The sequence below is a fragment of the Lactococcus taiwanensis genome (assembly GCF_014905395.1).
Classification (GTDB): Bacteria; Bacillota; Bacilli; order Lactobacillales; family Streptococcaceae; genus Lactococcus; species Lactococcus taiwanensis.
In genome coordinates this window covers 1-17,087 of sequence record NZ_BNDT01000010.1, presented here as the reverse complement: position 1 = coordinate 17,087, position 17,087 = coordinate 1, and the positions used below count along the sequence as shown (strand labels likewise).

At 39.3% G+C, this 17,087-nt stretch carries 17 protein-coding genes, 2 tRNA genes and 1 rRNA gene; 12 read left to right on the top strand and 8 right to left on the bottom strand.

The features are described from left to right. Positions 1-29: 29 nt before the first annotated feature. The 6 genes from rrf to JKP71_RS09410 all read left to right on the top strand — a co-directional run bounded on the left by rrf (position 30) and on the right by JKP71_RS09410 (position 3,108). Positions 30-145, top strand: a 5S ribosomal RNA gene (gene rrf / locus JKP71_RS09435). A 13-nt stretch (positions 146-158) separates the two neighbouring features. Next, a tRNA-Glu gene (locus JKP71_RS09430) sits at positions 159-230 on the top strand. A gap of 36 nt (positions 231-266) precedes the next feature. Further along, a tRNA-Asn gene (locus JKP71_RS09425) sits at positions 267-340 on the top strand. 66 nt (positions 341-406) lie between these two features. Continuing rightward, positions 407-1,348: a tRNA modification radical SAM protein MnmL/YtqA gene (gene mnmL, locus JKP71_RS09420; RefSeq protein WP_200407805.1), complete on the top strand. Its 942-nt coding sequence runs from the start codon at positions 407-409 to the stop codon at positions 1,346-1,348. A 159-nt stretch (positions 1,349-1,507) separates the two neighbouring features. Beyond that, positions 1,508-2,104, top strand: a complete 597-nt coding sequence (mnmM, locus tag JKP71_RS09415) for a tRNA 5-(aminomethyl)-2-thiouridylate-methyltransferase MnmM (protein WP_200407804.1) — start codon at positions 1,508-1,510, stop codon at positions 2,102-2,104. Between the two features lie 116 nt (positions 2,105-2,220). Beyond that, positions 2,221-3,108, top strand: coding sequence for a GRP family sugar transporter (locus JKP71_RS09410; RefSeq protein ID WP_075525368.1), 888 nt, complete (start codon positions 2,221-2,223; stop codon positions 3,106-3,108). A gap of 59 nt (positions 3,109-3,167) precedes the next feature. Here JKP71_RS09410 and JKP71_RS09405 read toward each other — a convergent pair whose 3' ends face one another. Continuing rightward, positions 3,168-4,472: a serine hydrolase gene (locus JKP71_RS09405; protein WP_200407803.1), complete on the bottom strand. Its 1,305-nt coding sequence runs from the start codon at positions 4,470-4,472 to the stop codon at positions 3,168-3,170. 321 nt (positions 4,473-4,793) lie between these two features. On the opposite strand from JKP71_RS09405, the gene rpsL reads away from it, so the two are divergent. The 4 genes from rpsL to purR all read left to right on the top strand — a co-directional run bounded on the left by rpsL (position 4,794) and on the right by purR (position 9,148). Continuing rightward, entirely contained in the window at positions 4,794-5,207 is a 414-nt protein-coding gene (gene rpsL / locus JKP71_RS09400) for a 30S ribosomal protein S12 (protein ID WP_003129874.1), read from the top strand. A gap of 18 nt (positions 5,208-5,225) precedes the next feature. Further along, positions 5,226-5,693 (top strand): 30S ribosomal protein S7, encoded by a 468-nt coding sequence (gene rpsG / locus JKP71_RS09395; protein ID WP_003129876.1) that lies wholly within the window; start codon positions 5,226-5,228, stop codon positions 5,691-5,693. Positions 5,694-5,906: 213 nt separating this feature from the next. Further along, a complete protein-coding gene (fusA, locus tag JKP71_RS09390) occupies positions 5,907-8,036 on the top strand; it encodes an elongation factor G (RefSeq protein ID WP_075525366.1) in 2,130 nt (709 codons plus the stop codon). Positions 8,037-8,326: 290 nt separating this feature from the next. Then, positions 8,327-9,148 (top strand): pur operon repressor, encoded by an 822-nt coding sequence (gene purR / locus JKP71_RS09385; protein WP_075525365.1) that lies wholly within the window; start codon positions 8,327-8,329, stop codon positions 9,146-9,148. A 32-nt stretch (positions 9,149-9,180) separates the two neighbouring features. Here purR and lepB read toward each other — a convergent pair whose 3' ends face one another. The 7 genes from lepB to JKP71_RS09350 all read right to left on the bottom strand — a co-directional run bounded on the left by lepB (position 9,181) and on the right by JKP71_RS09350 (position 15,547). After that, complete coding sequence (gene lepB / locus JKP71_RS09380) at positions 9,181-9,810, bottom strand: signal peptidase I (RefSeq protein WP_200407802.1); 630 nt, start codon at positions 9,808-9,810, stop codon at positions 9,181-9,183. Positions 9,811-9,822: 12 nt separating this feature from the next. After that, entirely contained in the window at positions 9,823-10,701 is an 879-nt protein-coding gene (gene rnhC, locus JKP71_RS09375; protein ID WP_200407801.1) for a ribonuclease HIII, read from the bottom strand. Positions 10,702-10,804: 103 nt separating this feature from the next. Next, positions 10,805-11,479 carry an ABC transporter ATP-binding protein gene (locus tag JKP71_RS09370; protein WP_200407800.1) on the bottom strand — a complete coding sequence of 225 codons (675 nt, stop codon included), beginning with the start codon at positions 11,477-11,479 and terminating at the stop codon, positions 10,805-10,807. A gap of 13 nt (positions 11,480-11,492) precedes the next feature. Next, the gene (locus JKP71_RS09365) at positions 11,493-12,563 is read right to left on the bottom strand and encodes an ABC transporter permease (protein WP_200407799.1); all 1,071 of its coding nucleotides are present in this window, start codon (positions 12,561-12,563) and stop codon (positions 11,493-11,495) included. 14 nt (positions 12,564-12,577) lie between these two features. Then, a complete protein-coding gene (locus JKP71_RS09360) occupies positions 12,578-13,354 on the bottom strand; it encodes a DUF1295 domain-containing protein (protein WP_200407798.1) in 777 nt (258 codons plus the stop codon). Next, a complete protein-coding gene (locus JKP71_RS09355; RefSeq protein WP_200407797.1) occupies positions 13,351-15,135 on the bottom strand; it encodes a DegV family protein in 1,785 nt (594 codons plus the stop codon). The genes JKP71_RS09360 and JKP71_RS09355 overlap by 4 nt, the downstream gene beginning before the upstream one ends. A gap of 4 nt (positions 15,136-15,139) precedes the next feature. Continuing rightward, positions 15,140-15,547, bottom strand: coding sequence for a DUF2177 family protein (locus tag JKP71_RS09350; RefSeq protein WP_200407796.1), 408 nt, complete (start codon positions 15,545-15,547; stop codon positions 15,140-15,142). A gap of 325 nt (positions 15,548-15,872) precedes the next feature. Here JKP71_RS09350 and rplM point away from each other — a divergent pair, with 325 nt between their 5' ends. Both rplM and rpsI read left to right on the top strand, forming a co-directional pair. Then, positions 15,873-16,319, top strand: a complete 447-nt coding sequence (rplM, locus tag JKP71_RS09345) for a 50S ribosomal protein L13 (RefSeq protein WP_075525357.1) — start codon at positions 15,873-15,875, stop codon at positions 16,317-16,319. 19 nt (positions 16,320-16,338) lie between these two features. After that, positions 16,339-16,731 (top strand): 30S ribosomal protein S9, encoded by a 393-nt coding sequence (rpsI, locus tag JKP71_RS09340; protein ID WP_075525356.1) that lies wholly within the window; start codon positions 16,339-16,341, stop codon positions 16,729-16,731. Positions 16,732-17,087: the final 356 nt, after the last annotated feature.

The window sequence follows — 17,087 nt, the reverse complement described above, 5'->3', positions numbered from 1 at the left end:
TTTTGAATGTTCAAGGTAACATTTAATGATTTGGTCATCATTGCGATGGAGATACACCTGTTCCCATGTCGAACACAGAAGTTAAGTCCATCTACGGCGGAAGTACTTGGGGGTTGCCCCCTGGGAGATAGGCGAGTGGCCAAGTTTGAAACTCTTATGGTCCGTTGGTCAAGGGGTTAAGACACCGCCTTTTCACGGCGGTAACACGGGTTCGAATCCCGTACGGACTATATTATTAAGACTCGGGGAACCGGGTTTTATGTTATTGCGGATTAGCTCAGTTGGTAGTAGCGCATGACTGTTAATCATGATGTCGTCAGTTCGAGTCTGACATCCGCAGCTTTTTAGGAGACTATAAGTCTCCTTTTTTGTTATAATTTACTTATATTTTTGACTGAGGGATAGAATGCAAAAAAGATATACGACGTGGAATGAGTATCTGCGCAAAAATTTTGGTGAAAAAATATTTAAGGTCCCTATTGATGCGGGGTTTGATTGTCCAAATCGAGATGGGACGGTGGCGCATGGAGGCTGTACATTTTGTACGGTTTCTGGTTCTGGGGATATGATTTTGGAGCCGGAGGCGCCAATTGCGGATCAATTTGCGGCTGAGGTCAAACAATTTCATAAGAAGTGGCCTGGTGTTAAAAAATATATTGTTTATTTCCAAAATTTCACGAATACACATGCCCCTGTTGAGGTACTCCGTGAACGTTTTGAACAAGCAGTAAGTCAACCTGACGTTGTGGGGATATCAATTGGTACGCGACCAGATTGTTTACCAGAGGATGTGGTAGAATATTTGGCAGAGTTAAATGAGCGCATGGAGGTGTGGATTGATTTGGGGCTGCAGACTACCTATGAAGAGACTTCTGAAATGATAAATCGTGCGCATGATTATGCAACCTACGTAGATGCGGTTAAGCGTTTGAGAGTCCATAGAATTAATGTTTGTACACATTTGATTAATGGTTTACCAGGTGAAACGCCAGAGATGATGCGAGAAAATGTTCGTCGGATGATTTTAGATTCTGATATTCAAGGCGTAAAACTTCATTTACTTCACCTCATGAAACAAACACGGTTACAACGGGATTACCATGAGGGGCGTCTCCAGTTGATGAACCAAGAGGACTATGTGCAAGTAATTTGCGACCAATTGGAATTGATTCCAAAAGATATTGTTATACACCGTTTAACAGGAGATGCGCCACGCGATCTTATTATAGGGCCAATGTGGTCACTTAAAAAATGGGAAGTACTTAATAGTATTGACGCAGAAATGGAGCGACGGGGGGCCGTGCAAGGTTGTAAAGATATTCGACAAACCGAACACGTAACTTACTAATACAAAGAGGATCATTGCCTCTTTTTTGGTGTATTTTCATGAATAATTATGAAAAAATTATACGTTTAAGGGTAAAAGGATTACTGACCGGCTGGTCAGTAATCACGCGACAAATTATGGTTTGATAATTTTAATCAGTAGTTAATAGATTGGAGAAAAATGTTAAAGCCTTTAGAAATGGCACATGAGTTATTAGCCGAGGTTATTAATCCTGAAGATGTTGTAGTAGACGCTACGATGGGAAATGGTTATGATACGCTTTTTTTAGCCATGCTTCAAGCAGAAGTGTATGCTTTTGATATTCAAAAAACGGCACTTGAAATGACTGAAAAACGGCTTAATCAGGCAGGAATCCTCTCTGATTTTTTAGAAGAAGGGAGAAAAGAACTCGCTTCCCATTCAACTGTTCATCTCATCCATAGTGGCCATGAAACTGTAGGTCAATATGTAAAGAAGCCCGTTACCGCAGCGATTTTTAATCTCGGATACCTGCCTAAAGCAGATAAAAAATTGATCACGCGTCCTGAAACTACGCTGACGGCGCTGTCAGCATTAGCTAAACAGTTGAAAGTGGGAGGTCGTATTGCAGTCATGGTATATTATGGGCATGAAGGTGGAGAAGCTGAAAAAACAGCCGTGATTAACTGGGTGACCTCTTTACCTCAAGAATGTTGGGAAGTCATGTCCTATGCCCCTCTCAACCAGATTCATACCCCTCCTTTTTTAATTGTTTTAGAAAAAAGAAAAGAGGCTTAAAGCCTGTCGTTTCACTTACTGTATTCTTTTGTCTCTTGTTTTTTTTCGAAAAAAGAGTAAAATAGAGAAATGCTTGATTTTTTGAGCAAAGAAAAAAATTTTTAAAAGAGGTAGATATGCAAGGAGTTCTTCTCGCGCTTGTCCCAATGTTTGCTTGGGGTTCTATCGGATTTGTGGCCAACAAATTTGGTGGAGATGCTAAACAACAAACACTTGGTATGACTTTGGGCGCCTTCGTTTTTGCACTTATTGTTTTCTTGTTCCGTATGCCAACATTGACATGGCAAATCTTTTTAATTGGTTTCATTGGTGGTTTGCTTTGGGCTATTGGACAATTCGGTCAATTTAATGCAATGAAATATATGGGTGTATCCGTTGCAAGTCCGCTGTCATCAGGAAGTCAGTTGGTAATCGGAAGCCTGATTGGTGTTTTTGCTTTCCAAGAATGGACGCAACATATTCAATTTGTGCTTGGCTTTATTGCGATGATTGTTTTGGTTGTTGGTTTTTACTTTTCATCAAAACGTGATCCAGAAAACACAGGAGTTTATGCTCCTCAAAATTCGACCAAAGGGTTGACAGCTCTTGTTTACTCGACATTAGGATATGTGATTTATGTCATTTTATTTAACAATTTGGCTGCACTTTGGTTCGATGTTCACTTTGACACTTTGACTATTATCATGCCGATGTCTGTAGGGATGATTGTAGGTGCACTTGTTATGGGTCGCTTTAAAATTAAAATGGAAAAATATGTTTTCCAAAATATGCTTGTCGGCGTTATGTGGGGAATCGGTAACATCTTCATGTTGATGGCTGCGAGCGAAGCGGGTAATGCAATTGCCTTCTCATTCTCTCAATTGGGAATTATTATCTCAACTTTAGGAGGAATCTTCTTCCTTGGCGAAAAGAAAACGAAAAAAGAAATGGTTTATGTATCCATCGGAATTGTTTTGTTCGTTGTTGGGGCTATCTTACTTGCGATTGTAAAATCCAAAGGATAAAAAAATCTGTCTATTATAGACAGATTTTTTTTTACTGACAGAGCTGTCAGTAAAAATATTTAAAGTTTTTCGTTCACAAAAGTAACAAAATGATTCCAAAGCACTTTAATAGGATTGCTACGTTCGACTTGATGTTTGGCAACAAGCGGAAATTCGTAAGCAGAACATTTAGGCAGGTAGCCGAGTTTATCTTTCACAGAGGCAGAAACGGTCACTAGCTCTTGTCCTTTAGTAATCGGTGCTTCAATGCTTGTATTTTTTTTATGATTAAATTTTAGAGAGAGTACATCTTTATCTGCACTTCCATCTTTTGCATAAGGAACGACTGCAGTGATGTTTTTTGCAGCGACGAGAGGGACTCTATCACTTTTCCCATCCGTAACAGGCAGATTCTTCAAGGTACTTAAGGGTTGATTTTTGGTGACAAGACTTGTTGCGGTCCAAGAACCATAAACATTATTCATCAGTTGGTTGGTTAAGGTGAAGGGGGTTGTGTTGTCGGTAGCAGGATTTTCAGCTTCTAAAACGACTGTAATAATACGAAAACCATTTTGATTGGTGGTCCCAGCAAAACAATCGACCTGAAAACTGGTTGATCCAGTTTTTAATCCGTCTACACCACTTCTAGTGGTTGAGTAGCCTTTTAACATTTGATTGGTGTTAGTGAGCGTAGTTTTTGTGGCTCCGTTGGTATCAAAAGGAAGCTCGGTTTGCTTAGTTATTTTTAAAACTTCTGGAAAATCTTTCAAAAGATGATAACTTAATACAGCCACTGCTTTAGCACTCATGGTGTTTGTGGCGTTTTCATCTGAACCAGGATAAATGTGTCCATTTAAATCATCATTTGGAAGACCAGAGGCGTTAACCAAGTGACTATCTGTGATCCCCCAAGCCTTCATCTGGGCGGTCATCATATCTACAAATTTAGGTTCTGAGCCAGCGATTTTTTCAGCTAAAGCTACGGCTGCAGAATTTGCTGAAGGTAAAAGCAAGGCATTGGTTAAATCTTTAACGGTATATTGTTCATCCTTAGAGAGGGGGATGTTGCTTGCATTAGAATTCTGTGTTAATTCATAAGCATAATCAGATATAGATACTTTGGTATCCCAACTTAGCTTGCCCTCTTCGATGTTTTTATAAACCAAGTAAACCGTTAATAATTTTGTGATGGAAGCAATCGCTGTGCTTGCATCATCTGCATTTTGTGCATATAAAATTTTGCCACTGGAGGCATCTACTGCAATGGCAGATTTTGCCGCGACCGAAAAATCATTAGAAGAAGTAGAGTCTGCATGTACCTGGACACCTGTCATTACTGACAGCCCCATCAGTAAGCTACAAAAGATTAAAACTATTTTTTTCATGTTCTGATTATATCAAAAAATGACTAAAAGCCCAAAGTAAGGTGCAAACTTTCTTATTTACTGACCCTATTATCAGTAACTATTAGAAAGGATTGACAACTCTTATAAAAAATGATACTATATTAAACGGTACTTTTTACTTTGGACTCTCAGGAGAACTTGTATAAGTTGCTAAACTTCTTGTCAGAACTTGGCTTAAGCGACCATATACTGACTAAAAAATTGGCGATTCGCCATCCAATAAAAAGAAAGGAATGCTTTTGTATTTCTCATCGCTTCGCATAAATAAAATGTGGAAAAATACAAAAAGCAGACAGTAAAATGCCTACAATTAACCAATTGGTACGCAAACCACGTCGTGCTCAAGTGACTAAATCTAAATCACCAGCAATGAACGTTGGCTACAACAGCCGTAAAAAAGTACAAACTAAACTTGCAAGCCCACAAAAACGTGGAGTAGCAACTCGTGTTGGTACGATGACTCCTAAAAAACCTAACTCAGCGCTTCGTAAATTCGCGCGTGTACGTCTTTCAAACCTTATGGAAGTAACAGCGTACATCCCAGGTATCGGACACAACCTCCAAGAACACAGTGTTGTACTTCTTCGTGGTGGACGTGTAAAAGACCTTCCAGGGGTACGTTACCATATCGTTCGTGGTGCACTTGATACAGCGGGTGTCGCTGACCGTAAACAAAGCCGTTCTAAATACGGTGCTAAAAAACCAAAAGCTTAAGAAGGGAGATAAGTAAGAATGCGTAAAAATCGTGCCCCAAAACGTGAAGTTTTGGCAGATCCAATGTACAACTCAATCGTCGTAACTCGTCTTATCAACCGCGTAATGCTTGATGGTAAGCGCGGTGTTGCGGCTCAAATCGTTTACGGTGCCTTCAAACAAATTGAAGAAGCTACTGGAAACAACCCACTCGAAGTCTTCGAAACTGCTATGGAAAACATCATGCCAGTTCTTGAAGTTCGCGCTCGTCGTGTCGGTGGTTCTAACTATCAAGTCCCAGTTGAAGTTCGTCCAGAACGTCGTACAACTCTTGGACTTCGTTGGTTGGTAACTATCGCTCGTAACCGTGGTGAACACACAATGCAAGATCGTCTTGCAAAAGAAATCTTGGATGCAGCTAACAACACAGGTGCAGCTGTCAAAAAACGTGAAGATACTCACAAAATGGCTGAAGCTAACCGTGCGTTCGCTCACTTCCGCTGGTAAAATCTATTTGCGTTGCAGCTTCTTCCTCGAATCTGCTTAGCAAATCGAATTTTACAGTCAGAAAGATTGTAAAACATCGAATTGATGTAAAAACGAACAATTACCGGGCTTGGGCTCCTCGCCTGCTCGGTTTTGTTTTAATTTTTAAACATAAATTTGATACAATAAAACTAATGAGAATTTCTCATGACTAAAATCAAATAGGAGAACAACATGGCTCGCGAATTTTCACTTGCTAATACACGTAATATCGGTATCATGGCCCACGTCGATGCTGGTAAAACAACAACAACTGAACGTGTTCTTTACTACACTGGTAAAATCCATAAAATCGGTGAAACTCACGAAGGTGCATCACAAATGGACTGGATGGAGCAAGAACAAGAACGTGGTATCACAATCACATCTGCTGCGACTACTGCGCAATGGAAAGGTAACCGCGTCAACATCATCGACACACCAGGTCACGTGGACTTCACAATCGAAGTACAACGTTCACTCCGCGTTCTTGATGGTGCTGTAACCGTTCTGGATGCTCAATCAGGTGTTGAACCACAAACAGAAACTGTATGGCGTCAAGCAACTGAGTACGGTGTACCACGTATCGTTTTTGCTAACAAAATGGACAAAATCGGTGCTGATTTCTACTACTCATTGTCTACATTGGGCGACCGTTTGGGTGCAAATGCACATCCAATCCAAATCCCAATCGGTGCAGAAGATGACTTCATCGGTATCATTGACTTGGTAACTATGAAATCTGAAATCTATACTAACGACCTTGGTACTGATATCAAAGAAACTGTTGTAGGATCAGACGAATTTAACGCTGAGTTGGCTTCACTTAATTTCAATGCTGAAGAATACACAGAATTAGCTAACGAATGGCGTGAAAAACTCATCGAAGCAATTGCTGACTTTGATGAAGATATCATGGAAAAATACTTCGCTGGTGAAGAAATTCCTGTTGATCAATTGAAAGCTGCTATCCGTAAAGCCACAATCAATGTTGATTTCTACCCAATGCTTGCTGGTTCTGCCTTCAAGAATAAGGGTGTTCAAATGATGCTTGATGCCGTTATTGACTATCTTCCAAGCCCACTTGACATCCCTGCAATTAAAGGGGTTAACCCAGATACAGATGAAGAAGACGAACGTCCAGCAACAGATGATGCACCATTTGCTGCGCTTGCCTTCAAGATCATGACTGACCCATTTGTTGGACGTCTCTCATTCTTCCGCGTGTACTCAGGTACACTTGATGCTGGTTCATACGTTTTGAATACTTCTAAAGGTAAACGTGAACGTATCGGACGTATCCTTCAAATGCACGCTAACACTCGTCAAGAAATTCAAACCGTTTATGCTGGAGACATCGCTGCTGCTGTTGGTTTGAAAAATACAACAACTGGTGACTCATTGACAGATGAAAAAGCTAAAATCATCCTTGAATCAATTGAAGTTCCAGAACCAGTTATCCAATTGATGGTTGAACCTAAAACTAAAGCTGACCAAGATAAGATGGGTGTTGCTCTTCAAAAATTGGCAGAAGAAGATCCAACTTTCCGTGTTGAAACAAATCCAGAAACTGGTGAAACAGTCATCTCTGGTATGGGTGAACTTCACTTGGACGTCCTTGTTGACCGTATGAAACGTGAATTCAAAGTTGAAGCGAACGTTGGTGCACCTCAAGTTGCTTACCGTGAAACATTCCGTGCTTCTACACAAGCGCGTGGATTCTTCAAACGTCAATCAGGTGGTAAAGGTCAATACGGTGACGTATGGATCGAATTCACACCAAATGAAGAAGGCGCTGGATTTGAATTTGAAAATGCTATCGTCGGTGGTGTCGTTCCTCGTGAATTCGTACCAGCCGTTGAAAAAGGTTTGGTAGAAACTATGGCTAACGGTGTCCTTGCTGGATACCCAATGGTTGACATTAAAGCTAAACTTTACGATGGTTCATACCACGATGTCGATTCATCAGAAACTGCCTTCAAGGTTGCCGCATCTCTCGCTATGAAAGAAGCTGCTAAAACTGCTAAACCAGCTATCCTTGAACCAATGATGAAAGTTACCATCACTGTTCCTGAAGAAAACCTTGGAGATATCATGGGTCACGTGACTGCACGTCGTGGTCAAGTGAACTCAATGGAAGCTCACGGTAAATCACAAATCGTTAATGCTTTCATCCCACTTGCTGAAATGTTCGGTTACGCAACAACTCTCCGTTCATCTACACAAGGACGTGGTACTTTCATGATGGTATTTGACCACTATTCAGACGTACCTAAATCAGTACAAGAAGAAATTATTGCTAAAAGCGGTCGTAACGCTGAATAAGCTCTAATTGAATAATAATCCGTCAGAACTGACGGATTTTTTTTTTACTGACAAAGTGGTCAGTAAACTTTAGTTTGAGTTGTGGCTTCTTTAAACTTAATTTAAGAGAAGTGCTGTATCATAATAGTATTCCAATAAAATTTTTCATAAATTTACTCCTAAAATAAAAGTAGCATGCGTGTCATGCTACTTTTATTTTCTCTCCAGAGTGTAAAAAGTTTCATGTGAAACTTGAATGTTCGGAAATACAGTGATATAATGAACGTATCAAATAGAAAATAGGGTAAAAAATGAAAAGAAACGAACGTTTAGTTGACTTTACAAACTTTTTAATCAATCATCCTAATCAAATGCTTAATCTCAACACACTTAGTAAGCATTATGAAGTCGCCAAGTCTTCTATTTCTGAAGATTTAGTTTTTATCAAGCGCGTCTTTGAGAACCAGAGCGTGGGTTTGGTAGAGACTTTTCCGGGTAGTCTTGGTGGAGTTCGCTTTACACCCTATATTTCAGATGAGCGCTCACGGGAGATGAGTGAAGAAATTGCGGAGCTTTTGCGAGAAGAAAATCGCATTTTGCCTGGGGGCTATATCTATTTATCTGATATCTTAGGCACGCCCTCTAACTTACGTAAAATTGGGCAAATTATTGCCCATGAGTATCATGGAAAGCAAGTTGATGTTGTCATGACCATTGCAACAAAGGGAATACCAATTGCTCAGTCGGTGGCTGAAATCTTAGATGTACCCTTTGTTATTGTCAGACGTGATCCTAAAGTCACAGAGGGTGCAACCTTGAATGTTAACTACATGTCAGGTTCCAGCTCGCGTGTAGAAAACATGACACTTTCAAAAAGAAGCTTGTCCATTGGTCAAAATGTTTTGATTGTTGACGATTTTATGAAAGGTGCAGGGACAATAAATGGGATGCGCAGTTTAGTGCATGAATTTGATTGTTTCTTGGCAGGAGTCGCTGTTTTTCTAGAGGGACCTTTTAAAGGGGAGCGACTCGTAGAGGACTATAAATCAATTCTCAAAGTAGATCGTATTGATATTGCAAATCGTTCAATCGATGTACAGTTGGGAAATATTTTTGACGAGAAAACGGAGTAAAAAAACTACTGACAGCTTGGTCAGTAGTTTTTTTATTTGAGTAAGGAAATTTTATTCACTGGCCAGATTCGAAGCTTGGCTTCTCCGATAATTGCTGAACGTTTGAAGGTTCCAACAGCACGGCTGTCTTGCGATACGACTCGATTATCCCCCATGAGGAAATATTCTCCTTGAGGAACTGTCACCGTGAAACTAGGATTTCCAGTGCTATCAGTCGTGAAAGCTTTTGTGTTTTCAGCTAAACTTACAAACAAATTACGATTTTGCTCTGTCAGACTGTTTGTAAGGGGGTAAGCGCCATAAGTTTCAGCTAAAGTCCCATTTGCAAGCTGCTTATGGAAATTATTGAGATAGGTTTCGGAATAAACTTTATTGTTAATAGTCAACTTATCGTTGTTGAATTTGATGACGTCACCTGGCATACCAATGACCCGCTTAACAATGTCTTTCGTGTCCCCTGTAGAAGTTTCCTCTTTGGCAACCACTATGTCAAAGCGGTCAATAGAGGAAGTTTTGACGATAGCTAGGCGTTCCTTGTCAGCTAAAGTCGGATCCATTGAATGACCATCGACAATAACTAAGGACCATATGAAGATCCGTGAAAGGATAATTGCGACAATAACGAGGAGAAAGATACCCCATTCTTTTAAAAATTTAATCATAAATTTTACCTTCTATCTTTGAGCCAATTTTAGGGCTTTTTGTGTATTAGCAAAATGTAGTTTAGCCACGTGTTCCAGCATTTCAATACCATAGGTTTTAATAATTTGCGCTGCTACTTGATCAGATAAGGCCCCAGCGCCGCTCGGTAATACCAGACCAACTTCTTTGGATAATTTTTTAAGATTCTTTAAAAAAAGAAAACGTGAAATTATGGAACTAACTGCGACAGCAAAAAATTGATCTTCAGCTTTGGTCAGTAATGTTACTGTTGTCAGTGGATGGTTCTGTTCTTTATTAACATACTTTTGATAATTCGTGGCACTTGTAAAAGCATCAATGATAACATGTTCAGGCTGATGCTTTAATTGCTTTTCAAGGAGATAAATAGCTTGGTTATGAAGGGCAACCTTGATACTGACAGCATTGTAACCAGAAGCAATAACCTCATTATACTTCTGTGGCTCGACCACTAAGGCGACATGAGGGATCTTCTTTATTAATGACGGAGCAATTTGACAAATCTTTTCATCCGTTAATTTTTTAGAATCAGCAACTCCGATCGCTTTAAGAAAAGGAAGATTCTCCTCACTTATGAAGCTAGCAGTAACCATCAAACCTCCAAAGTAAGAACCATTGCCGACTTCATCAGTCCCTATCAGGTCCGTTTGTTTCTTTGGCACTGGTGTACGAACGTACCCAAAATCCTCAGCCAATTTCTCAGCATCTGAACCTTGAAAAACTACTTTGCCAGAATTATATAGGGAAATAGAAGTTTTCCCTACTTTAGCAAAAAAAGTAATATAAGGATTTTTAGAAGGTTGACTTGACGAATAATACTTTGCTTTAAGACGTACAAGCTCTTCTTGGTTCAAGTTGAGAACAATATTCATAAGAATATTCTACCATAAAAAGAGAGCCAACAAAAAACCTTGCTTCATATTTAGGAAAAATAATAAAAAGACCTTCCTGAAAGAACAAGAAGGTCTTTATGAATTAGCTAGTCTTTTTTTCTGATAATTTTCCATCCTCCATGATATAAACGCGATCACAATACTCCACTAACCTTAAATCATGGGTAACCATAATCGTCGCTTTATCCTTTTCTTTTGCTTCTCTGGCAAGTATTTTGACCACTGCGTAAGCTTTCTCAGTATCCAAGCTAGCCGTCGGTTCATCGGCTAAAATGATCGCAGGGTCATTATAGAGCGCCCGCACTATAGCCACACGCTGGCGCTCACCTCCAGAGAGTTCATCAGGATACTTATCCACTAGGTCGTCTACACCTAATTGTGCAAGTAATTCGCTCCCCTTTTCTCTAGCTTTCTGTTTCATCACTTTATCGACCAGTTCAAGTTGCTTTTTTACTGTCAGAAACGGTACAAGATTAGAAGCTTGTAAAATAAAACCAATCTCATTAAAGCGTAGTTTAGCGCGTGCCTTCTCTTTTTTTCCTGTGAAAGACTGGCCGTTAACCAACACTTCACCATCAGAAGGTGTTTGCAATCCTCCAGCTATAGTCAGTAACGTACTCTTACCAGAACCAGAAGGACCAATAATCGCGATAAATTCTCCTTTTTTAACAGAGAAATCAGTCTCCTTTAAAGCTTCAATCGTTTCGTCTCCATCTTTAAAAAATTTCGTGACCTTTTTCAATTCAATGGCATACATCGTTCTTCCTCCTCTAACCAATTGCTTTTAATGGATCAATTTTTACGATAGCTCGCACAGAGAATAAAGCTCCGATAATCGCGACGATAATCATCAAAATTCCGATACCACTAAAGAAAAGTAGATTACTTTGGAAGGGAACAGCGCTCGGTAAGACAAGTGCAGAACCGAGCGTTGCTAGAAAGCCAATTGCAACACCAGTAAAAGCCAAGATAAAGGTTTGGGCAATCACCGAACGAGCAATGTATTGACTAGAAATCCCTTGGGCTTTCATTACTCCAAAAATTGCAATTTTCTGCATGGTCAAAACGTAGATGAAGATCCCGATTACGACCGCAGCAATGACGACCAAAAAGCCAATCATAAAGCCGAAGGTTAAGACTTGCGCACTATACCCAGGAAGTTTGTTGATAAATTTACCTATCGAGAGTTTTTGGAGACTTGCAGGCTTATCTTGAACTTTTCCTCTGGTCACAATGGCGTTAACACTTGGTTTTTGTTGGATAGACATAGAAGATCCATTACGTACCATTTGAAAAGTGTCCAGAGAAGTATAGAGAACAGGAGAAACACTAAATCGAGCATTGTCAGTAAATCCAACAATTGTTAATTCTTCCTCATTTGTGGCAAGTTTGATTTTATCTCCTACAGCATAATTTTTTTGCTCTTTCAAACTAATATCAGCAACGACTTCACCCTTTTGTTTAAAATTTTTTCCTTCTATGATGTTCGGCTTTAAAAATTGGTCAGATTCAATTCCAAAGAAACTCACATTTTCTTTGGCTTTTTTATCTGATTGTTTATAAATGATACTAGAAGTTTGTGCTAATACCGCAGTATCTTTAGCTGTAACTTCATCTACCAAATTTGGATCAATCATAGACAGGGTTAAAGTATCGTTCGCTTTGTCGGAGAGCAGGATATCTGTCGCCTTCCATTTATCAACGGCCATACGATTTTCTTGGGCCAATCCATAAGCGAGTCCAGATAGGAAAAAAACTAAATAAGCGATTAAAAACATAACGCCAATAACTAAGGCATATCTTAATTTTGAATGGCGAATTTCGTTTAATGCTAAAAACATTCGGACCTCCTAATCTATAATCCTTTTTTTCCAATAAATGGGAAAAATTTGGGAGTTTTTTGAGCATATTGTTGAAAATCTGGACGATTTTTGTATTTTTTCTCAAGGAGAGGTACACCTGAAACAAATAGGAGTAGTAAAGTTATAAGCAAAGGACTAATTAAAAGCCAGCTATCACTAAAATTTCTAATACTCACCAAAAATACGCCCCACCAACACAGTGCTTCTCCGAAGTAATTGGGATGACGGGTTACAGACCAAAGCCCGCTGGTAAGTAAAGTACCATGATTGTTAGGATTCTTTTTGAATTTAGTTAGTTGGTAATCCCCTCCCGCTTCAAAGATAAAGCCAATCAGCCACACTATTAGACCGGAAAAATTCCACCAATGCATTAAAGTCAAAGGCATTGCAGAAAAGCTATGGATGACGGGGAGCGCAATGATGAAGAGGAGAATACCTTGTAAAATAAAGACATTTAAGAAAGCTTTTAAGTTCACCCATTTACTTCCCCAGCGCTTTCTCATATTAACGTAGCGATAGTCTTCAGGTTTGTTCCAATTACGACGCGCGAGGTGCACGAAAAGACGTATACCCCAAAGACTAACTAAAATTAGTATGAGTTCATTTTGCAAAGTTCTAGAAGATGTAAATATAAAACCTACCCAAGCTACAACCACAAAACCACCGCCCCATGCGATATCAACCAATGAGTAGTTGTTATTTACCTTGGATAAGATAAACCAAAAGATAAAATATAGAAGTAAAGATGATGCGACTATGCCATATATCATAAATTTTTCTCCTTTTGTATACCAGCAATTGCTATACTACCGATACCGGCACTAATAGCAATAGCTGTTGAGCTTTCGACGATGAAATCGAGCTGTGCAGTACCCAGTAATTCCTCGCGCCACTGGAGAGCTTTGTTTGGAACCGCAGCATGCGTGATTGCTAAATTTTGAACTTTATTTTTGGCAACTAATTTGTCAATCTTTTTCTTGATTTTTTTCATACTGCCCTCTTGGCTAAAAGAGAGACCACCTAGACGGCCATTTCCTGAGGAATCAAGGGTGATAATCGGATGGAGTGAGAGTTTTTGCGCGATTTTACCCAGTTTTGCTGGTATTCTACCTGAGCTTATCATTGCAGATAAATCCTCAACAGCAACATAAATAAAAATACGCTCTCTGAGTTTTTCTACATTGAATATAAGACTCTCAAAAGTCATTCCTGTCTCAATCCACTTTGACGCTTCATGTACAAGAAGCCCTTGAGCAGCAGAATTAAGTTTAGAGTCAATCACTCGTATCCAATTAGGAGAAAGTTGTTTTTCTTTAATCCGTTGGTTAATCAGCTGATTAGTTCCACTCAGCTTAGAAGAGACGGTGACTACAAGAACATGTTCATATTTTTCCTCTAAAAAAGACAGTAATGCATCAACGGTCCGGATAGTGGGTTGGGCGGTACTCAATTTGGGTTGAGAAACCAGTTTGTTCTCAAGACTGGTAGCACGGATTGTCAGTTTGTCCAGGAAGGCTTGATCATTGATCATGATGTTCATTGGTAAAACATTAATCTGATGATTGTTTAAAAAAGTAGAGGGGAGGTCTGCAATGGAATCTGTAACAAGTGCAATGGAGGCTTTTCTATGCTTTGTGATATCATACTGAAGTTGCATATCATCTACTTTTTGATAAGTCACTTCACCATAGGGTTCTAATAACTGGAGAATTTTTTCTGGGCTATGGACATGGAGATGTATTTTAAGTTGGGCACTATTGCCAATGATGACTAAAGAATCACCATAATCTTCAAGGAGGTTCTGTAGCTCCTTACTTGAAAGGAGAGGTTTTTTAAGGATGAACTCAGAGCAATAACGGTAGGTTGGAGCTACTGTTTCAAAATGTGAAGGTAAAGAGGAAACGAGCTCAGTGCTCTGTTCCTTTTTATAAGTTATTTTACCTTCAGAACAATAAGTTTCGGTAAAACCCTCTACAAAATAGTAGAATCCCATTGCACCAGAGTCAACTAGCTGATTTTGTTTAAGGACTTTGATTTGAAATTGTGTTTGTGTAAGAGCTTTTTTAGCAGATAGCTTTGATGACAGGAGTGCTTCTCTAAACGGCTCTTCCTCTTGAGAAGCACTTAGTAATGCATTAGACCATGCTCTCATAACGGAAAGGATTGTTCCTTCGCGCGGTTCAATTAAGGAAGAATAAGCCTTGTTCACAGCATGATTCAAGGCATTGATTAAGTCCTGGACTTTATGCGAGGTTTTGGGATAGTTTTCGGCAAGAGCACTCAAATACTGAGCGAAAATAAGCCCGGAGTTACCACGTGCCCCTAATAAAGAAGCTTCGGCCATTTCATTAAGAAAATTACTAATAGAAGTAGTATTTCTTTGCGTGTTATCGAGGATTGCTTGCATTAGAGAGGAGAGATTGCTTCCAGTGTCACCATCAGCGACAGGAAAAATATTAATATTGTTAAGTTCTTGTTTTTTCTCAATCACTCGTTTAGCGCCTTGTAAAAAACTCTCTGTGAGACGAAAACTGTCTAACTTTTCACTCATCCTCTTATCCTCCAGATAGTATTTTTAAATTAAAGAAATAAACAATTATAGCAGTCAAAGTTGTAACAAAAACTCCCCACGCAAGGTCTATAAGCGTCATGCTGACGGGCCAACCCTTCAAAGTAGCAAGGTTTGTTAAATCATAAGTCGCATAGCAAATTAAACCAAAAAGAGCTGCAGCGAATAAAAGGTAACCAGCACTTTGTTTCTCTATACTAGGAAGTAGTATGAAAACAACCATGCCTAGTGTATAAAGTAAATAAAATATGACAGCAGGTGCTAAGCGCGTATCTCCTAAAAGATGGCTGATAAAATTTTGATACATACGTTTAGAAATAAAGGTCAACCAAATTAAATCAAAAAATAAAAAAACGAGAGCTGTAGCGAAAAATAATCTAAGAAATTGTGACATAATCCTCCTTATTAAGCAAAGTAAAAAAGGTAAAAATGAAATAGTTTGTATTAAAAAGAATACTTATATAGAAAGTCTACCATACTTTAAGATAATGTCATAGAGGATTGCTTGCCTGCTTCTGTGCGAGATGAAACGCTTACCAAAGTATATCGTTTTTAAAGTTAGCTTATTTTCTAAAAGTTATTGACAAATCGACCATGATTGTGATATGATGATAAACGGTATTGTTTACCCCATTTTTGTGGCCCCGGAAACCCAAAAATACTTTGCAGGACTCTTACACCTGCTGTAAACAAATTCTAGTAAAAGGAAAATAACCAAAATGATGAAAACTACATTCATGGCTAACGCTCAAAACGTTGACCGTAAATGGTACGTCGTCGATGCAACTGATGTTCCTCTTGGACGTCTTTCTGCAGTTGTCGCAAGCGTACTTCGCGGAAAAAACAAACCAACATACACACCACATACTGACACAGGTGATTTCGTAATCGTTATTAACGCTGAAAAAATCAAATTGACTGGTAAAAAAGCAACTGATAAAGTATATTACTCACACTCACTTCACCCAGGTGGATTGAAATCAGTTACTGCTGGTGAACTCCGTGAAAAAAATGCTGTACGTTTGATTGAAAAATCAGTAAAAGGTATGCTTCCACACAACACCCTTGGACGTGCTCAAGGCATGAAACTTAAAGTGTTTGTTGGCGCAGAACACACACATACAGCTCAAAAACCTGAAGTCCTTGACATCACAGGTTTGATTTAATCAGGAAGGAACGAACATAATGGCACAAGTACAATATGCCGGCACAGGCCGTCGTAAAAATGCAGTAGCACGCGTACGTCTCGTACCTGGTACTGGTAAAATCACAGTTAACGGACGTGAAGTAGAAAGCTACATCCCACACGCAGACATGCGTCTCGTTATCAACCAACCATTTGCAGCTACACAAACAGAAGGTAGCTACGATACACTCGTAAACGTAAATGGTGGTGGTGTATCAGGTCAAGCAGGAGCTATCCGTCACGGAATCGCTCGTGCATTGCTCCAAGTAGACCCAGACTTCCGTGCTTCTTTGAAACGCGCTGGTCTTCTTACACGTGATGCTCGTATGGTTGAACGTAAAAAAGCTGGTCTTAAGAAAGCTCGTAAAGCATCACAATTCTCAAAACGTTAATATTTTATCAAATGTCAATGTTTCAGGCACTCCGAAAAGGAGTGCCTTTTTCTATTGATTCTGGGCAGAATACTACTAGAATATATAATATTGCACTAAGGCGTAAAAAAGAAATAACACGATAAACTAAAAAAACTACACCTGAAATTTTCAAACGAAAACGTGACAACAGAGGGTTTTGAGAGGGTTGCTGAATAAAAAAGGGGGGAAAGCCACAGTTTATTCTTGACAAGGGGAGTTAGGTTTGATAGAATATAATAGTTGTCGCGAGAGACGAGGGTCTTGAAGCGAGCTAGACCATTGAAAACTGAATAAAGAAGAATGACTCATGTGATGTAGCAATACATCAAAAATCT

Bases quoted from the DNA above. Each gene is read 5' to 3' on its own strand.
- mnmL (WP_200407805.1), top strand. From the start codon at position 407: ATGCAAAAAAGATATACGACGTGGAATGAGTATCTGCGCAAAAATTTT.
- mnmM (WP_200407804.1), top strand. From the start codon at position 1,508: ATGTTAAAGCCTTTAGAAATGGCACATGAGTTATTAGCCGAGGTTATT.
- JKP71_RS09410 (WP_075525368.1), top strand. From the start codon at position 2,221: ATGCAAGGAGTTCTTCTCGCGCTTGTCCCAATGTTTGCTTGGGGTTCT.
- JKP71_RS09405 (WP_200407803.1), bottom strand. From the start codon at position 4,472: ATGAAAAAAATAGTTTTAATCTTTTGTAGCTTACTGATGGGGCTGTCA.
- rpsL (WP_003129874.1), top strand. From the start codon at position 4,794: ATGCCTACAATTAACCAATTGGTACGCAAACCACGTCGTGCTCAAGTG.
- rpsG (WP_003129876.1), top strand. From the start codon at position 5,226: ATGCGTAAAAATCGTGCCCCAAAACGTGAAGTTTTGGCAGATCCAATG.
- fusA (WP_075525366.1), top strand. From the start codon at position 5,907: ATGGCTCGCGAATTTTCACTTGCTAATACACGTAATATCGGTATCATG.
- purR (WP_075525365.1), top strand. From the start codon at position 8,327: ATGAAAAGAAACGAACGTTTAGTTGACTTTACAAACTTTTTAATCAAT.
- lepB (WP_200407802.1), bottom strand. From the start codon at position 9,810: ATGATTAAATTTTTAAAAGAATGGGGTATCTTTCTCCTCGTTATTGTC.
- rnhC (WP_200407801.1), bottom strand. From the start codon at position 10,701: ATGAATATTGTTCTCAACTTGAACCAAGAAGAGCTTGTACGTCTTAAA.
- JKP71_RS09370 (WP_200407800.1), bottom strand. From the start codon at position 11,479: ATGTATGCCATTGAATTGAAAAAGGTCACGAAATTTTTTAAAGATGGA.
- JKP71_RS09365 (WP_200407799.1), bottom strand. From the start codon at position 12,563: ATGTTTTTAGCATTAAACGAAATTCGCCATTCAAAATTAAGATATGCC.
- JKP71_RS09360 (WP_200407798.1), bottom strand. From the start codon at position 13,354: ATGATATATGGCATAGTCGCATCATCTTTACTTCTATATTTTATCTTT.
- JKP71_RS09355 (WP_200407797.1), bottom strand. From the start codon at position 15,135: ATGAGTGAAAAGTTAGACAGTTTTCGTCTCACAGAGAGTTTTTTACAA.
- JKP71_RS09350 (WP_200407796.1), bottom strand. From the start codon at position 15,547: ATGTCACAATTTCTTAGATTATTTTTCGCTACAGCTCTCGTTTTTTTA.
- rplM (WP_075525357.1), top strand. From the start codon at position 15,873: ATGATGAAAACTACATTCATGGCTAACGCTCAAAACGTTGACCGTAAA.
- rpsI (WP_075525356.1), top strand. From the start codon at position 16,339: ATGGCACAAGTACAATATGCCGGCACAGGCCGTCGTAAAAATGCAGTA.